The 14678-nt window shown below is 57.6% G+C and carries 14 protein-coding genes; 7 read left to right on the top strand and 7 right to left on the bottom strand.

All coding sequences use genetic code 11. The features are described 5' to 3' along the window. Nucleotides 1-261: 261 nt before the first annotated feature. On the top strand, nucleotides 262-1359 hold the full coding sequence (gene mltA, locus ABLU67_RS23705) for a murein transglycosylase A (protein WP_004124438.1): 1098 nt from the start codon (nucleotides 262-264) through the stop codon (nucleotides 1357-1359). A gap of 114 nt (nucleotides 1360-1473) precedes the next feature. After that, the gene (gene tcdA / locus ABLU67_RS23700) at nucleotides 1474-2283 is read left to right on the top strand and encodes a tRNA cyclic N6-threonylcarbamoyladenosine(37) synthase TcdA (protein WP_009651598.1); all 810 of its coding nucleotides are present in this window, start codon (nucleotides 1474-1476) and stop codon (nucleotides 2281-2283) included. 121 nt (nucleotides 2284-2404) lie between these two features. On the opposite strand, the gene csdE is transcribed toward tcdA, so the two are convergent. Together csdE and csdA are read right to left on the bottom strand one after the other, a co-directional pair. After that, nucleotides 2405-2836 (bottom strand): cysteine desulfurase sulfur acceptor subunit CsdE, encoded by a 432-nt coding sequence (csdE, locus tag ABLU67_RS23695; protein WP_025108020.1) that lies wholly within the window; start codon nucleotides 2834-2836, stop codon nucleotides 2405-2407. Further along, entirely contained in the window at nucleotides 2836-4041 is a 1206-nt protein-coding gene (gene csdA / locus ABLU67_RS23690; protein WP_032720169.1) for a cysteine desulfurase CsdA, read from the bottom strand. The genes csdE and csdA overlap by 1 nt, the downstream gene beginning before the upstream one ends. 198 nt (nucleotides 4042-4239) lie before the next feature. Here csdA and ABLU67_RS23685 point away from each other — a divergent pair, with 198 nt between their 5' ends. The 4 genes from ABLU67_RS23685 to rlmM all read left to right on the top strand — a co-directional run bounded on the left by ABLU67_RS23685 (nucleotide 4240) and on the right by rlmM (nucleotide 7243). After that, nucleotides 4240-4464 (top strand): YgdI/YgdR family lipoprotein, encoded by a 225-nt coding sequence (locus ABLU67_RS23685; RefSeq protein ID WP_014226620.1) that lies wholly within the window; start codon nucleotides 4240-4242, stop codon nucleotides 4462-4464. A gap of 353 nt (nucleotides 4465-4817) precedes the next feature. After that, a complete protein-coding gene (gene gcvA / locus ABLU67_RS23680; RefSeq protein ID WP_004114967.1) occupies nucleotides 4818-5735 on the top strand; it encodes a glycine cleavage system transcriptional regulator GcvA in 918 nt (305 codons plus the stop codon). A gap of 19 nt (nucleotides 5736-5754) precedes the next feature. After that, nucleotides 5755-6150, top strand: coding sequence for a DUF423 domain-containing protein (locus ABLU67_RS23675; protein ID WP_004853688.1), 396 nt, complete (start codon nucleotides 5755-5757; stop codon nucleotides 6148-6150). Then, nucleotides 6143-7243: a 23S rRNA (cytidine(2498)-2'-O)-methyltransferase RlmM gene (gene rlmM, locus ABLU67_RS23670; protein WP_014226619.1), complete on the top strand. Its 1101-nt coding sequence runs from the start codon at nucleotides 6143-6145 to the stop codon at nucleotides 7241-7243. The genes ABLU67_RS23675 and rlmM overlap by 8 nt, the downstream gene beginning before the upstream one ends. A gap of 55 nt (nucleotides 7244-7298) precedes the next feature. On the opposite strand, the gene fucR is transcribed toward rlmM, so the two are convergent. The 5 genes from fucR to fucP all read right to left on the bottom strand — a co-directional run bounded on the left by fucR (nucleotide 7299) and on the right by fucP (nucleotide 13129). Continuing rightward, nucleotides 7299-8009, bottom strand: a complete 711-nt coding sequence (fucR, locus tag ABLU67_RS23665; RefSeq protein ID WP_025108018.1) for an L-fucose operon activator — start codon at nucleotides 8007-8009, stop codon at nucleotides 7299-7301. Between the two features lie 57 nt (nucleotides 8010-8066). Further along, nucleotides 8067-8489 (bottom strand): L-fucose mutarotase, encoded by a 423-nt coding sequence (fucU, locus tag ABLU67_RS23660; RefSeq protein WP_014839391.1) that lies wholly within the window; start codon nucleotides 8487-8489, stop codon nucleotides 8067-8069. Nucleotide 8490: 1 nt separating this feature from the next. Further along, the gene (fucK, locus tag ABLU67_RS23655) at nucleotides 8491-9909 is read right to left on the bottom strand and encodes an L-fuculokinase (RefSeq protein WP_049101329.1); all 1419 of its coding nucleotides are present in this window, start codon (nucleotides 9907-9909) and stop codon (nucleotides 8491-8493) included. A gap of 102 nt (nucleotides 9910-10011) precedes the next feature. Further along, nucleotides 10012-11787 (bottom strand): L-fucose isomerase, encoded by a 1776-nt coding sequence (gene fucI, locus ABLU67_RS23650; protein WP_348852557.1) that lies wholly within the window; start codon nucleotides 11785-11787, stop codon nucleotides 10012-10014. Nucleotides 11788-11818: 31 nt separating this feature from the next. Continuing rightward, complete coding sequence (gene fucP, locus ABLU67_RS23645) at nucleotides 11819-13129, bottom strand: L-fucose:H+ symporter permease (protein ID WP_004853675.1); 1311 nt, start codon at nucleotides 13127-13129, stop codon at nucleotides 11819-11821. 560 nt (nucleotides 13130-13689) lie between these two features. On the opposite strand from fucP, the gene fucA reads away from it, so the two are divergent. Beyond that, nucleotides 13690-14337, top strand: a complete 648-nt coding sequence (fucA, locus tag ABLU67_RS23640) for an L-fuculose-phosphate aldolase (RefSeq protein WP_004853673.1) — start codon at nucleotides 13690-13692, stop codon at nucleotides 14335-14337. Nucleotides 14338-14678 lie beyond the last annotated feature (341 nt).

Below are 14678 nucleotides of genomic sequence, written 5' to 3'. Positions count from 1 at the left end.
CGACCTTCGGGTTATGAGCCCGACGAGCTACCAGGCTGCTCCACCCCGCGTCCGTGGAAGCGCACTATACTCCGCTAACGTTTTGATGCAACCCTTTTTGGCAGAAATCATCAATTTTGTAAAAAATGGTGCATATAGAATCACTTCCAGCCTATTTTTTGCGCAAAACTGCCTTTGCGGTGCCGAAGCGCATTTCATTAGCCCTGGGGGTTTGTTATCTTCATCACGCACCCGGGCTTAGCAGCATAAAGAAGAGATACCATGAAAGGACGTTGGGCAAAATACGCAGTAACAGGCGCGATGCTGGCAATGCTGGCCGCCTGTTCCTCAAAACCGACCGATCGCGGTCAGCAGTATAATGAAGGTAAACTCACCCAGCCGTTTTCATTGGTTAACCAACCTGATGCGGTCGGCTCGCCGATCAACGCCGGCGACTTCTCCGAGCAGGTGAGACAGATTCGTAGCGCCTCTCCGCGCCTCTACACCAGCCAGAGCAACGTCTACAATGCGATTCAGGAGTGGCTGCGTTCCGGCGGCGACACCCGCACGCTGAGCCAGTTTGGTATCGACGCCTGGCAGATGCAGGGGACGGATAACTACGGTAACGTCCAGTTTACCGGCTACTACACGCCGGTGGTGCAGGCGCGCCATACTCGCCAGGGCGAGTTCCAGTACCCGATTTACCGGATGCCGCCGAAGCGCGGCAAGCTGCCGTCCCGCGCCAGCATCTACGCCGGGGCCCTGAGCGACAACTACATTCTGGCCTACAGCAACTCGCTGATGGATAACTTCATCATGGACGTGCAGGGCAGCGGCTACATTGACTTTGGCGACGGCTCGCCGCTGAACTTCTTCAGCTATGCCGGGAAAAACGGCTGGCCGTACTACAGCATCGGTAAAGTGCTGATCGACCGCGGGGAAGTGAAGCGCGAAGATATGTCGATGCAGGCGATCCGCGAATGGGGCGAAAAACACAGCGAGGCGGAAGTGCGCGAGCTGCTGGAGCAGAACCCGTCGTTCGTCTTCTTTAAACCGCAGTCTTTTGCGCCAGTGAAAGGCGCCAGCGCGGTGCCGTTGATCGGCCGTGCATCGGTGGCTTCCGACCGTTCCATTGTTCCTGCCGGCACCACGCTGCTGGCGGAGGTGCCGCTGCTGGATAATAACGGCAAGTTTAACGGCCAGTACGAGCTGCGTTTAATGGTGGCTCTCGATGTTGGCGGGGCGATTAAAGGCCAGCACTTCGATATTTACCAGGGCATTGGCCCGGATGCCGGGCATCGTGCCGGCTGGTATAACCACTACGGCCGCGTATGGGTGCTGAAAAACGCTCCGGGTGCGGGCAACGTCTTTAGCGGCTAGTACGCCGGTTCTCTTCCCCGGTCGCGCTGCGCTTACCGGGGCTACGGCTGATTTTGTCACCCGGGTAAGGCGCTTGCGCCGCGACCCGGGAATGTCCACTAATTCTGAGGTTTTATGTCTGTTGTAATCAGCGATGCCTGGCGCCAGCGTTTTGGCGGCACGGCGCGTTTATATGGTGAAAAGGCGCTGCAATGTTTTGCCGACGCGCACGTCTGCGTGGTCGGCATCGGCGGCGTAGGCTCATGGGCGGCGGAAGCGCTGGCGAGAACCGGAATTGGCGCGATTACCCTGATCGATATGGATGATGTCTGCGTGACCAACACCAATCGCCAGATCCACGCCCTTGGCGGCAACGTTGGCCTGGCGAAAGCCGAGGTGATGGCGGAACGTATTCGCCTGATCAACCCCGAGTGCCGGGTCACGGTGGTGGACGATTTTGTCACCCCGGAAAACGTCGCCGAGTATCTTGGCGTTGGCTTTAGCTACGTGATTGACGCCATCGACAGCGTGCGCCCGAAAGCGGCGCTAATCGCTTACTGTCGTCGCCATAAGGTTCCGCTGGTGACCACCGGCGGCGCGGGCGGGCAAATCGATCCGACGCAAATTCAGGTCGCCGATCTGGCGAAAACCATCCAGGATCCGCTGGCGGCAAAGCTGCGTGAGCGTTTGAAGAGCCAGTTTGGGGTGGTGAAGAACAGCAAAGGTAAGCTCGGCGTGGATTGCGTGTTTTCCACCGAAGCGCTGGTTTATCCGCAGGCGGACGGCAGCGTTTGTGCGATGAAAAGCACCGCTGAGGGGCCGAAGAGAATGGACTGCGCATCCGGCTTTGGCGCCGCGACGATGGTGACCGCGACCTTTGGTTTTGTCGCCGTCTCCCACGCGCTGAAGAAAATGCTGGCGAAGGCGGAGCGGCAGACGGCGTAAATTCCCGGGTCGCGGCGCAGGCGCCTTACCCGGGCTACAAAACTGCGCAGCTGTCCGGGCGACAAAACCGCACGAACCCGTAGCCCGGGCAAGGCGCGTCAAGCGCCGCCCCCGGATAAGCTTAAACCTCGCGGGCGGCGGCGAGCACCGCTTCGCTCAGGGCGCTGAGCCCCTGACTGCGCGAGGCGCTCAGCTGGCCGCGCAGCCCCAGCGCATCAAATAGCGCCAGCGGATCCTGCGCCAGCAGCTCAGCGGCGCTTTTGCCTTCTATGGCGGTCAACAGCACCGCCAGCATGCCGCGCACGATGCGGCCTTCGCTATCGCCGAAGAAATGCAGCTTGCCCTCGGCGTCAACGACGTGCCCCAGCCAGACGCGGTTTTCACAACCGGCAATCTCTTTGGCTCGCGCTTTCAGGTCGTCCGGCAGCGCGGGAAGCTGCTTACCCAGTAAAATCAGCTGGCGGTATTTATCTTCCCACTGGCTGAGCGGGGTAAAGGTCTGCCGTAGAGATGCCTCGGTGATGCGGGTACCAAAAGGGTGAGAAGTCGTCATTAATCCACCAGTATTTCCAGAGCGCGGTCCACGGCGTGCACCAGCGCGTAAACATCGTCTTGCGTGTTATAAGGCGCGAAGGAGGCCCGTAGCGTGCCGCTGACGCCAAGCGCCGCCAGCAGCGGCTGGGCGCAGTGCTGACCGGCGCGCAGCGCGATCCCCGACTCCGCCAGCAACGTCACCATATCGCTATGGTGAACGCCGTCAAAATCAAACGCCAGCAGGCTGGCGTCCTGGCAGCGGAAGGAGCGGAAGCCCGGACGTTTCGCCAGCTCGTCTTCTGCCAGCGTCGCCAGGCCGCGGCTCCAGTTTTCCGCCTGCGCGATGTCCGTCTCCTCCAGCCACTCCAGCGCCGCGCTCAGGCCGATCACCCCGGCGATATTGGGCGTTCCCGCCTCGAAGCGCCAGGGGGCGGGCTGGGTTTTGAAGCCATCGAAGGTGACTTCGGTAATCATTTTTCCGCCGCCGAGCCACGGCGACATCTCCGCCAGCCGTTCGCTTTTGCCATACAGCGCGCCGATGCCGGTCGGCCCGTAGAGCTTATGGCCTGAAAAAGCATAAAAGTCGATATCCAGCGCCTGGACGTCCGCCGGGAAATGTACCGCTCCCTGCGCGCCGTCGACCATCACCACCATCCCGGCAGCGCGGGCCTGGCGTATTGCCAGCGCCAGATCCGGACAGCCGCCGGTGACGTTGGACATCTGGCCAATCGCCAGCACCCGGCTGCGCGGCGTGATAAGCGCGCCAAGCGCCGCCACGTCCGGCAGGCGGTTGCCCGCCAGCGGCAGCTTCACCACCCGCGCGCCGGTTTGCCCGGCAACCATTAACCACGGCACCAGGTTGGCGTGATGCTCTGCTTCGCTGACGATAATCTCATCGCCGGGTTTCAGGCGCGGGCGCACGTAGCTCTGCGCCACCATATTAATGGCTTCGGTGGTGCCGCGCGTCCAGACGATATCCTGGCCGGAAGGGGCGTTGAGCAGCGTCGCCACCCGTTCGCGCGCGTTTTCATAGCGTTCGGTTAGCTGACGGGCGGTGGCGAACTGGCTGCGGTGGACGTTACCGGCGCTAAGGCGATAGAACTGGTCGCTGGCCTCAATGACCGCCAGCGGTTTGAGGGTTGTCGCGGCGCTATCAAGATAGACGCCGGCGTCGGCCAGCGCCGGGAACTGGGCGCGAAATTGGACGGGGTTGAATGCGTTCATGAGATTCCTCGTATCGATATCAGGATCGTCGCGCAAATCGGCGGGTGATACAAGGTTTCTGCTAACGACTGGAATTTTCTGAATATGACTTCGGGTGGGTAAAAGATAGTTATGCTGAATAGTGTTGGGTTTGCGTTTTAACCTGGTACAGAACGAATCATAAACAGTATAAATAGTCGAAAGGAGAGAAAGATGAAAATGAATAAGACTGCCGCAATTATTTCTGCCTGTGTGCTGACCTTTGGCCTGAGCGCCTGCTCCTCCAACTACGTGATGCATACCAACGATGGGCGCACCATCGTGACCGACGGCAAACCGCAAACGGATAATGATACTGGCATGATTTCGTACAAAGATGCCTGGGGTAACAAGCAGCAGATTAACCGTTCTGACGTAAAACAGCTGGGCGAGCTGGATAAGTGATTTCGGTATAGCAGGCAAAAAAAAGCACCGCGCAGTGCGGTGCTACATTAAATCACTATGGACAGACAGGGTAAATGTACAGGAAGTGAAAAGGGGTAGCTGAGCTACCATGGTCCGCAAACCCGGACCAATTGCAAACACAACAACACAACATCACAACCGTAAGCCAAAAGCTTGTTGGAACACGCATTCCAAAAAAAGCTCTTCGTTCCGGCTCAGGAAGTGCCGCCACTATAGGTATTTGCTGGTAGAAGCTCAACGGACAAATTATAATAGCTCAGATAAAAAAAACTAATAGGTTAACTATTGTTTCCTGTTTGTTAAATTGCCTTAACATCTAAGCCAGAATAACTATGTCCAAGCGTTTGCCACCTCTGAATGCATTACGTGTTTTTGATGCAGCCGCCCGCCATCTTAGCTTCACTCGCGCCGCCGATGAGCTTTTTGTGACGCAGGCCGCAGTCAGCCACCAAATCAAGTCCCTGGAGGATTTCCTCGGCCTCAAGCTGTTCCGTCGACGCAATCGTTCTCTTCTTTTGACGGAGGAGGGGCAGAGCTATTTTCAGGATATCAAAGAGATTTTTTCGCAGCTCACCGAAGCGACCCGCAAGCTTCAGGCCCGAAGCGCAAAAGGGGCCTTAACCGTCAGTATGCTCCCCAGTTTTGCCATTCAGTGGCTGGTGCCAAGGCTTACAAGCTTTAACTCAGCTTATCCGGGAATCGACGTCAGGATCCAGGCCGTGGACCGTCAGGAGGATAAGCTGGCCGACGATGTCGACGTGGCGATTTTTTACGGCCGCGGCAACTGGCCGGGGCTGCGGGTGGAAAAGCTGTACGCCGAATATCTGCTCCCGGTGTGCTCACCGCTGTTGCTCACCGGCGATAAAGCGTTGAAAACGCCTGCCGATCTGGCGCAACATACCCTGTTGCACGATGCTTCCCGCCGCGACTGGCAAACTTATACCCGCCAGTTAGGTCTAAACCATATTAATGTTCAACAGGGACCGATATTTAGCCACAGCGCAATGGTGCTGCAGGCGGCAATCCATGGACAGGGGGTCGCGCTGGCCAACAATGTAATGGCGCAGTCCGAGATTGAGGCGGGCCGTTTGGTCTGCCCGTTTAATGATGTTCTGGTCAGTAAGAATGCGTTTTATCTCGTTTGTCATGACAGTCAGGCAGAACTGGGTAAAATAGCCGCCTTCCGCCAGTGGATTCTGGCAAAAGCGGCTAATGAACAAGAAAAATTTCGCTTTCGTTATGAACAATAAATCATCGTAGGGTAAACACATGACCAGCCGTTTTATGCTGATTTTCGCCGCGATAAGCGGTTTTATCTTTGTGGCTTTGGGCGCGTTTGGCGCGCACGTTTTAAGTAAAACGATGGGCGTTGCGGAAATGGGCTGGATCCACACCGGCCTGCAGTATCAGGCTTTCCATACGCTGGCTATTTTTGGCCTGGCGGTGGCGATGCAGCGCCGCATCAGCATCTGGTTTTACTGGAGCAGCGTCTTTATGGCGCTCGGTACCGTTCTTTTTAGCGGCAGCCTCTACTGTCTGGCGCTCTCGCATTTACGCCTGTGGGCGTTCGTTACGCCGGTTGGGGGCGTCTGCTTCCTTGCCGGTTGGATATTAATGTTAATTGGTGCAATTCGTCTGAAACGTAAGGGCGTTGTTCATGAATAAAGTTGTCCTCTATTGTCGCCCTGGGTTTGAGAAAGAGTGCGCAGCAGAAATTACCGATAAGGCCTCGCGCCTTGAGGTGTTTGGTTTTGCCCGGGTCAAAGACGACTCCGGCTATGTGATTTTTGAGTGCTACCAGGCCGAAGATGGCGAAAAGCTGGTGCGCGAACTGCCGTTCAGCTCGCTGGTGTTTGCCCGCCAGATGTTTGTGGTTGGCGAACTGCTGCGCGACCTGCCGCCGGAAGACCGGATTTCCCCGATCGTCGGTATGCTGCAGGGCGTGGTGGAGAAGGGCGGCGAGCTGCGCGTAGAGGTCGCCGATACCAACGAAAGCAAAGAGCTGATGAAGTTCTGCCGCAAGTTTACGGTACCGCTGCGCGCGGCGCTGCGAGAAGCGGGCGTGCTGACCAACTATGAAACGCCAAAGCGTCCGGTGGTCCACGTGTTCTTTATCGCCCCCGGCTGCTGCTATACCGGTTACTCGTTGTCTAACAACAACTCGCCGTTCTATATGGGCATTCCGCGCCTCAAGTTCCCGTCCGATGCGCCGAGCCGTTCGACCCTTAAGCTGGAGGAGGCGTTTCACGTCTTTATTCCGGCGGATGAGTGGGACGAGCGTCTGGCGAACGGTATGTACGCGGTGGATCTCGGCGCCTGTCCCGGCGGCTGGACCTATCAGCTGGTGAAACGCAATATGTGGGTCTCCTCGGTGGATAACGGTCCGATGGCGCAAAGCCTGATGGATACCGGCCAGGTGACCTGGCTGCGTGAAGATGGCTTCAAGTATCGCCCGACGCGCAACAACATTTCGTGGATGGTGTGCGATATGGTGGAGAAACCGGCGAAAGTGGCGGCGCTGATGGCCCAGTGGCTGGTGAACGGCTGGTGCCGGGAAACCATCTTTAACCTGAAGCTGCCGATGAAAAAACGCTACGAAGAGCTGTCGCGCAACCTGGCCTATATTCAGGAACAGCTGGACGAGCACGGCATCAACGCGCAAATCCAGGCGCGCCAGCTGTATCACGATCGCGAAGAGGTGACGGTTCACGTTCGCCGCCTGTGGGCTGCCGTCGGCGGTCGCCGCGACGAACGCTAGTTTGATCTGTAGGCCGGATAGGGTGTTAAGCCGCTATCCGGCGCTGCCATAGCCGTTACGACTGCGACACGTCCGAAACAATATGCGTCACATCATCCAGATGGCCGATCCGCGCCTCCCCTGAACGATTAAATTTGCTCTTATCAATCAACAATAACGATTGCGACGCTCGCTTAAGCAGCAGCGATTTGAACTCGGCGTTCACCGTATTTGAGTCCCAGAGCGCGCCGTCGCTGTCGATGCCCTCGCAGGAAAAAATGAACAGGTCGATCTCCAGCGCTTTGAGCTGTGAGATAAGCGACGCGCTGACGTAGCAGCCGTATTTTCGCTGGAGCGTACCCCCGGAGCAGGTAAGCTGAATATTCTCTCGCTTGCTGAGCTCCTGGCAAATCGGCTGGCTGTTGGTAAAGACGTGAAGGTTGATATCCGGCAGCTGGCGGGCCAGATACCAGCAGGTGGAACTGGCATCAAGGGCGATAACCATCCCCTCTTCTATCCACGCAAGCGCCTCGCGGGCGATGTCCGCTTTGTGCGCGTAGTGGCTTTTCAGACGGATATGAAAAGGGTCGCCGCTGTCACGGCTTTGCCGGTGAATGACTTTTGCCCGACCGTGGTTACGCAGCACTTTCCCCTGGGACTGGAGCTCGCTGAGATCGCGGCGAATGGTTTCTCTGCTGACGTTAAGCTGTAGCGATAAGGCTTCGGTGGTCAGGCTGTTATGGTTAATGAGCAGGTCTAGTATCGCTTGCTGTCGTGCCGCTTTCATTTTTCTCACCCTGGCGTTCGCTGAGCGCCCGCATCAGACGGGCGCTCCGGCATGAGATTACGGCGTTACTCCTTTTTTTAAAAGAATATTCCCGTACTTAGCGCGCTCACCTGTGATAACGATCGCAAAGGCTTTTTGCGCCCGCTCGTAGAAAGCAAAGCGGTCGATGCGGGCGATCTCCGGGCAGGGCGCGGGGCCGGAAAGCGCCTCGCGATAGCGCGTTTCTACCTGAGGGTCGAGGACGTCGCCTTCCACGGCGGCCATCATCACCAGCGGCGGAGCGTAGCTGTCTAACTCAAACAGCGGAATAATCGCCTGCAGCAGGTCGCTCACCCGCAGGCCGTCGGCGCGAATGACCTGTGGGCCCATGCTGTGGGCCGGGAAGTGGGCATCGGAAAAAATAATCTCATCGCCATGCCCCATTTCCGCCAGCACTTTGAGGAGGTCCGGGGAAATCAACGGGGAAATCGTTTTTAGCATCTCATACTCCCTCAATCAGTTCGGGTTCGGTTTGCGGGTAAAAGTAACGATACCGGTAGCTCACCTGCGCTCTGGCCTGCTCCGGGCTGCTGAATTCACCGACGCCATACCAGCCAAACATGGCGGCGCCGGCGACGGTGGTTTCGGCGTCATCGAGTACTTTAATGGGGATCTCCAGCCTGTTGGCTTTGATCTGATTCCACAGCGCGTTGCGGCTGCCGCCGCCGACCAGCAGCAGCTCGCGGGCTTTGAAGTGGCCGATTTGCTGCAGCGTTTGCAGATTGTGCGCCAGCTGTTCGGCTAATCCTTCCAGCGCGGCGAGGTAGAAATGACCGCGGGTGGTATTCAGCGTTATGCCCTGCCAGCCTGCGGTTGGGCTGGATAGCAGGTCGCACTGCATCTTCACCTTCTGAGCGCCGCGGGGGAGGGCCCGGGCCTCTTCAATCAACGTTTGCCACGGCGTTTCAGGCGTCCACAGCAGCTGGCGTATCCATTCCAGCACGCCGGAGGCCAGCCACTGCATGCCGGGGTTATAGCGTCCCGGCTGACAATCCAGCTCGCAGGTGGAGCCCGCATAGTGGCTGAGCAGCGACGTGTCTACCTGGGCGCTGCGCACCATCAGAATTTCCCAGGTGCCGGACGACAGCACCGGTTCATCCTGCTCCGCGCCCGCGCCAAACAGCGCGAACTGGGTGTCGTGCCCGGCGGAGATAACCGGAATGCCGACGGCTAAACCCAGCATTTTCGCGGCATCGCTCCGCAGCGTGCCAATCTGCTGGCCCGCTTCAACGAGCCGGGGAAACAGGCGGCGCGGCAATCCCGTGGCCTGCAGAATCTGCGCGCTGAAATCCCGCTGGTGGATATCCAGCATCTGGCTGGTGCCCGCCATGGTGATATCGGTCGTGAATTCGCCGGTCAGACGCTGGTTGAGAAGCGAGGAGATGAACAGCCAGGCGTGGGCCTGCTCCAGCAGCTGCGGGTGGTTCTCTTTCAGCCATATCAGCTTGTACAGGGTGTTGAAACCAAATGCGCCGACGCCGGAGATCTGCTGGAGCTGCTGCGCGGGCATATAGCGGCCGATATTGTCCATCACCGCCGCGGTACGCGGACATTTCCAGCTGATGACCGGATAGAGCAGCTTGCCCTGTTCATCCACCAGCGCGCCGTCGACGCCGAAGGTGGTGACCGTGATGCCGCGAACCGTGCAGGATGAGAGCGGGTCGGCAATTTGCCGACAGCATTCGGCGAAGCGTTGCAGGATCGCCTCCAGCGACCACTGGTGCCAGGCGCTGTTCTCCACGGCGATATCGCTGGCGTTGGCCGTTGCGGCGCGGGCGATAATGTTCCCCTGGCGGTCAACGGCAATCGCCCGTACGTTAGTGGCGCCGCAGTCGAGGACCAGGATGACTTCATTCTTCATAATCTCTCCCGAGACGTTGCCGGATGGCGGCGTAAACGCCTTATCCGGCCTACGGGACGGTATCATCCGTAGGCCGGATAAGCGCAGCGCCATCAGGCATTTTTAACGTTTATACAGCGGGCCGTAGTTCTGGCAGGCGCGGTAATCCTGGCCTTCGCTATCCATCCCGTGCGCAGACCAGCTGGAGGGGCGGTAGATTTTCGCCTCTTCTACGTTATGCATGCACACCGGGATCCGCAGCATCGACGCCAGGGTGATAAAGTCGGCGCCAACGTGGCCGATGGTCAGCACGCCGTGGTTAGCGCCCCAGTTCGCCATCACCGAGTAGACGTCGGAGAACGGGCCTTTACCGGTCAGGCGCGGCGCAAACCAGGTGGTGGGCCAGGTGGAGTTGGTGCGGGCATCCAGCTGGTCATGCATCGCTTTCGGCAGCTCTACGCTCCAGCCTTCGGCAATCTGCAGTACCGGGCCGAGGCCTTTGATGATATTCACGCGGGTCATGGTGAACGGCACGCCGCCTTCGGTCAGGAAGCGGGAGGAGAATCCGCCGCCGCGGAAATATTCATGAATCGCCGGGCACCATTCGGTGGCCGCGAGGCAGGCGTCGGCCTCCTGCTGGCTGATTTCCCAGTGCGGCTTCATGGTTGGCTTGCCTTCCGCATCGCGCTGTTTGCAGGCGCCGTCCAGCGCCGCTGAACCGGAGTTAATCAAGTGGATAATGCCGTGTTCCGCCAGTCCGGTGAGCGGTTGGCCGGTGACGCGTTTAACCGCGTCCGGCGACCAGTAGGTGCGCACGTCGGCAAACACCTGGGCGGTGCCGGTCAGCTGGTGGCCCATCAGCATCGCCAAGCCGTTGAGGCTGTCGTTTTCCGTGGCGACGACGAAGGGTTCGCGTACGCCGTTCCAGTCGAACGAGCTATTGAGCAGCGCTTCGGCGGTATCGCCGTTAGGGTATTGATCGGTCCAGTGGCGCTGGCCCTGGAAGCCCGCAGCGATGGCGTTGTAGCCCAGCGACTCTTCGACCAGCCCTTTTTCCGCCAGCTTCTTGTTGCCCTGCATCATGTCGCGGATGCACATCGCCATCAGCAGGCTCTCTTTCAGCACCGCGCGGCTCTGTTCGGCGTTGCACTTATACTGCTGCGCGTTCTGGTCTTCGCCGTAGCGGAAGTTTTTATCCGCCCACGCCAGCGCCATTTCCAGCTCGCTTTCATCATAGATTTTCTGGTCGATGCGGCGGCGCAGTTCGGTCATGTCCACCGCCTGCACTTTCATACCGAGCCAGGACTCGAAGAAGTTGTGATCGACGATAGAACCGGCGATCCCCATCGACACGCCGCCGACGGAAAGATAGCTTTTGCCCTTCATGCTGGCCACCGCTAAGCCGGCGCGGGCAAAGCGCAGCAGTTTTTCTTCGACATCCGGCGGAATAGAGGTGTCGTCGGCGTCCTGCACGTCGTGACCATAAATGGAGAACGCCGGAATACCCTTCTGACTGTGGGCCGCCAGCGCTGCCGCCAGGTAAACCGCGCCGGGGCGCTCGGTGCCGTTAAAGCCCCAGATGGCTTTTGGCCGCAGCGGGTCCATATCGATAGTTTCGCTGCCGTAGCACCAGCACGGAGTCACGGTAATGGTGACGCCGACGTTCTGGCTGCTGAATTTCTCCTCGCAGGCGGCGGATTCCGCCATGCCCGCAATGCAGCTGTCGGCGATGACGCACTCAATCTGCGCGCCGCAGGCGTGACGCAGTTTTTCCGCGATCAGCGCGGCGGTGGCTTTCGCCATATTCATGGTTTGCTCTTCCAGCGACTCGCGCACCCCCATGCGGCGTCCATCAATCACCGGGCGGATGCCAATTTTCGGTAAGCTGATTTTTTTCATTCCAGATTCCTCACGTTATTCGGATAAATATTTAGTTAGCTGCCGTTTGCGAACGGAAACGGGCAAAGATGAAGATGACGGCAAAGCACAGCGCCGGGACCAGCTCCGCGGTGGGGATGTTGCCGGCGGCGTCGCTGACAAAGCCCATCACCGGGGTGACAATCCCGCCGCCAATAATGGTCATGACGATAAAAGAGGAGCCGTATTTGGTGTCCTGCCCGAGGTTTTTGATGCCCAGCGAGAAGATGGTCGGATACTGAATCGACATAAAGGCGCTGCACAGCGTCAGGGCCAGCAGACCCACGTGGCCGCCGGTGAAAGCGGAAATCAGGCACAGGATCATCGAGAGCAGGGCATAGGCTGCCAGCACTTTATGCGGCGCGAAGCGGCTGATGAGCCAGGTACCGGAGAAGCGGCCGATAAAGAAGCACACCATCGTGCCGGTCAGATAGTTGGCGGCGAAACCGGGCGTCATGCCGGGGATCTCTTCGATAGCGTAGCGAATCAGATAGCTCCAGCAGGCGGTTTGCGCGCCGACGTAGCAGAACTGCGCCAGCACCGCCCAGCGCCAGTGGCGAACGCGGACCAGGCGAGCAAGGGAAGCGGAGAAGGAACTCTGGTTGGCGTCACTATGGTCGTCGCTCTGCAGGGCCGGAAATTTGGTCAACATAATCAACAGAGCGACCAGTAAGACAACCGCGACGATGATCATATACGGGGTTTGCACCGAGAGCACCAGGCTGTGTTTATAGGCGCTAAGCTGCTCCGGAGCCATTTTATCGAGCACATCCTGCGATTGATGCGGCACATTAGACAAAATGAGACTTTGCCCAAAAACCACTGCAATAATGGCGCCAAACGAGTTAAACGTTTGGGCAAGATTAAGCCGGAAGTGACCGCCGCTTTCTGGTCCTAAGACGGTAACAAACGGGTTTGCCGCGGTTTCTAAACACCCTAAGCCTGCAGCAATAATAAACAGGCCAATCAGGAATAAGGTGTAATTCATAACCTCAGCGGCGGGCCAGAATAGCGCGGCGCCAAAAGCATATAAGAACAGTCCGGTAATAATGCCGGCTTTGTAACTTAACTTTTTCATCAAAATTCCGGCCGGAATGGGAATGACGAAATAGCCGAAATAAAAGGCGGATTGAATCAGTCCAGCCTGGAAGTTGGTTAAGGTAAAGGCTTGTTGAAATTGTGGTAATAAAATATCGTTGAGATTATTTGCGACCGCCCAAAGAAAAAACAGCGAGCACAGCAGGGCGAAGGGAATAATGTAGCGCTTGCTTTGCCCTGTCTCTACCGCACGAAAACTCTGCGTTTGTATTGTTGTGTTTCCCATAGCATCCTCATTGGTTCAGAAGCGTGTTCAGCAGCCGGCTTATGCCCACCAGACCGCAAAAATCAGGCGAGCTCTTGTGACGACATCAACAGTGAAATAAACATCACGGAGTGAACTCATGAATTCATTTTCAAATTAAAAAAGCCTTTTAATATGATAGCGGTCACACTTCGTATCCACTCGGTGGTTTTATGTGATTATCATCACCTTAATAATCAGAAAAACATGACCGTTTGAGAAAGTTAATTGTAAAACCCACAGGGTCGATGACCGATTTATTTTATTATGTGGAAAACGGGCAGTTGTTAAAACTATCAGTAAAATGCCCGTTTTTAAATCTATTAGTAAGAACGGGCATTTTTCAGAAAGCAAAAATCAATGAACGGTTGTTTTTATACTGAAATAAGTGAGAGGAATCACAGAACCGGCGGATGTAAATTCCTTTCTGCTTATTCGGGATGATGATGGTGAGTAATTATTTGAGCTATTCAACAGCGTCGGAGCGTCATCTCCGGCGAGCCGTCTGTTGTCGCATTGCGCATCATAAAGAGAGGTAAAGAATGGAACGAAATAGACTGGCCCGGCAGATTATTGATACCTGCCTGGAAATGACCCGCCTGGGGTTAAATCAGGGAACCGCCGGTAACGTGAGCGTGCGTTATCAAGGGGGGATGCTGATCACGCCAACGGGTATTCCTTATGAAAAGCTGACGGAAGCGCACATTGTGTATATCGATGCCGAAGGTCAGCATGAACAGGGCAAACTGCCGTCCAGCGAGTGGCGTTTTCATATGGCGGCTTATCAGACGCGGCCTGATGCTCACGCGGTGGTACATAATCATGCGGTTCACTCTACGGCGGTGTCGATCCTCAATCGTCCCATTCCCGCCATTCACTATATGATTGCGGCGGCGGGCGGCAACTCTATCCCCTGTGCGCCCTACGCCACGTTTGGTACCCGCGAGCTGTCTGAGCATGTGGCCGTGGCGCTGAAAAACCGCAAAGCGACGCTGCTGCAGCACCATGGCCTGATCGCTTGTGAAGAGAATCTGGAGAAGGCCCTGTGGCTGGCGCATGAAGTTGAGGTGCTGGCGCAGCTTTATCTCAGCACTCTGGCCATCACCGACCCGGTGCCGGTTCTTGGCGACGAGGCCATTGCTATCGTGCTGGAGAAATTCAAAACCTACGGATTGCGTATCGAAGAGTGATGCCGTAAGCGAAGGCTTCTGCAGGCTGCTTCCGGGAGATGTGCTGGGCTGATACCCCGGCGCTGTTATTCCCCGGCTTGCGCTGCGCTTAGCCGGACTACGGGCTCACCGTCGTCTGCGGTAGCCCGGGTAAGGCGTAAGCCGCGACCCGGGGAATGCGCTCACCGTCTGCGATCCGGTAGCCCGGATAGATGCGCAGCATCGCCTCCGGGGAAATGGTGCCACGCTGCGCGCTGCTCCCGGGGGCGGCGCTTGACGCGCCTTGCCCGGGCTACGGGTATTCAGCCGTCTGCGGTAGCCCGGGTAAGGCGTAAGCCGCGACCCGGGGAATGCGCTCACCG

Source organism: Klebsiella sp. GN_Kp190, assembly GCF_040061795.1.
Taxonomy (GTDB): Bacteria; Pseudomonadota; Gammaproteobacteria; order Enterobacterales; family Enterobacteriaceae; genus Klebsiella; species Klebsiella michiganensis.
This window is presented reverse-complemented; position numbering and strand designations above follow the sequence as displayed.

Excerpts from the sequence above, each read along its gene's own strand:
- fucI (WP_348852557.1), bottom strand. The coding sequence starts at position 11,787 with ATGAAAAAAATCAGCTTACCGAAAATTGGCATCCGCCCGGTGATTGAT.
- tcdA (WP_009651598.1), top strand. The coding sequence starts at position 1,474 with ATGTCTGTTGTAATCAGCGATGCCTGGCGCCAGCGTTTTGGCGGCACG.
- fucU (WP_014839391.1), bottom strand. The coding sequence starts at position 8,489 with ATGCTAAAAACGATTTCCCCGTTGATTTCCCCGGACCTCCTCAAAGTG.
- ABLU67_RS23675 (WP_004853688.1), top strand. The coding sequence starts at position 5,755 with ATGACCAGCCGTTTTATGCTGATTTTCGCCGCGATAAGCGGTTTTATC.
- rlmM (WP_014226619.1), top strand. The coding sequence starts at position 6,143 with ATGAATAAAGTTGTCCTCTATTGTCGCCCTGGGTTTGAGAAAGAGTGC.
- gcvA (WP_004114967.1), top strand. The coding sequence starts at position 4,818 with ATGTCCAAGCGTTTGCCACCTCTGAATGCATTACGTGTTTTTGATGCA.
- mltA (WP_004124438.1), top strand. The coding sequence starts at position 262 with ATGAAAGGACGTTGGGCAAAATACGCAGTAACAGGCGCGATGCTGGCA.
- fucA (WP_004853673.1), top strand. The coding sequence starts at position 13,690 with ATGGAACGAAATAGACTGGCCCGGCAGATTATTGATACCTGCCTGGAA.
- fucK (WP_049101329.1), bottom strand. The coding sequence starts at position 9,909 with ATGAAGAATGAAGTCATCCTGGTCCTCGACTGCGGCGCCACTAACGTA.
- fucP (WP_004853675.1), bottom strand. The coding sequence starts at position 13,129 with ATGGGAAACACAACAATACAAACGCAGAGTTTTCGTGCGGTAGAGACA.
- fucR (WP_025108018.1), bottom strand. The coding sequence starts at position 8,009 with ATGAAAGCGGCACGACAGCAAGCGATACTAGACCTGCTCATTAACCAT.
- ABLU67_RS23685 (WP_014226620.1), top strand. The coding sequence starts at position 4,240 with ATGAATAAGACTGCCGCAATTATTTCTGCCTGTGTGCTGACCTTTGGC.
- csdA (WP_032720169.1), bottom strand. The coding sequence starts at position 4,041 with ATGAACGCATTCAACCCCGTCCAATTTCGCGCCCAGTTCCCGGCGCTG.
- csdE (WP_025108020.1), bottom strand. The coding sequence starts at position 2,836 with ATGACGACTTCTCACCCTTTTGGTACCCGCATCACCGAGGCATCTCTA.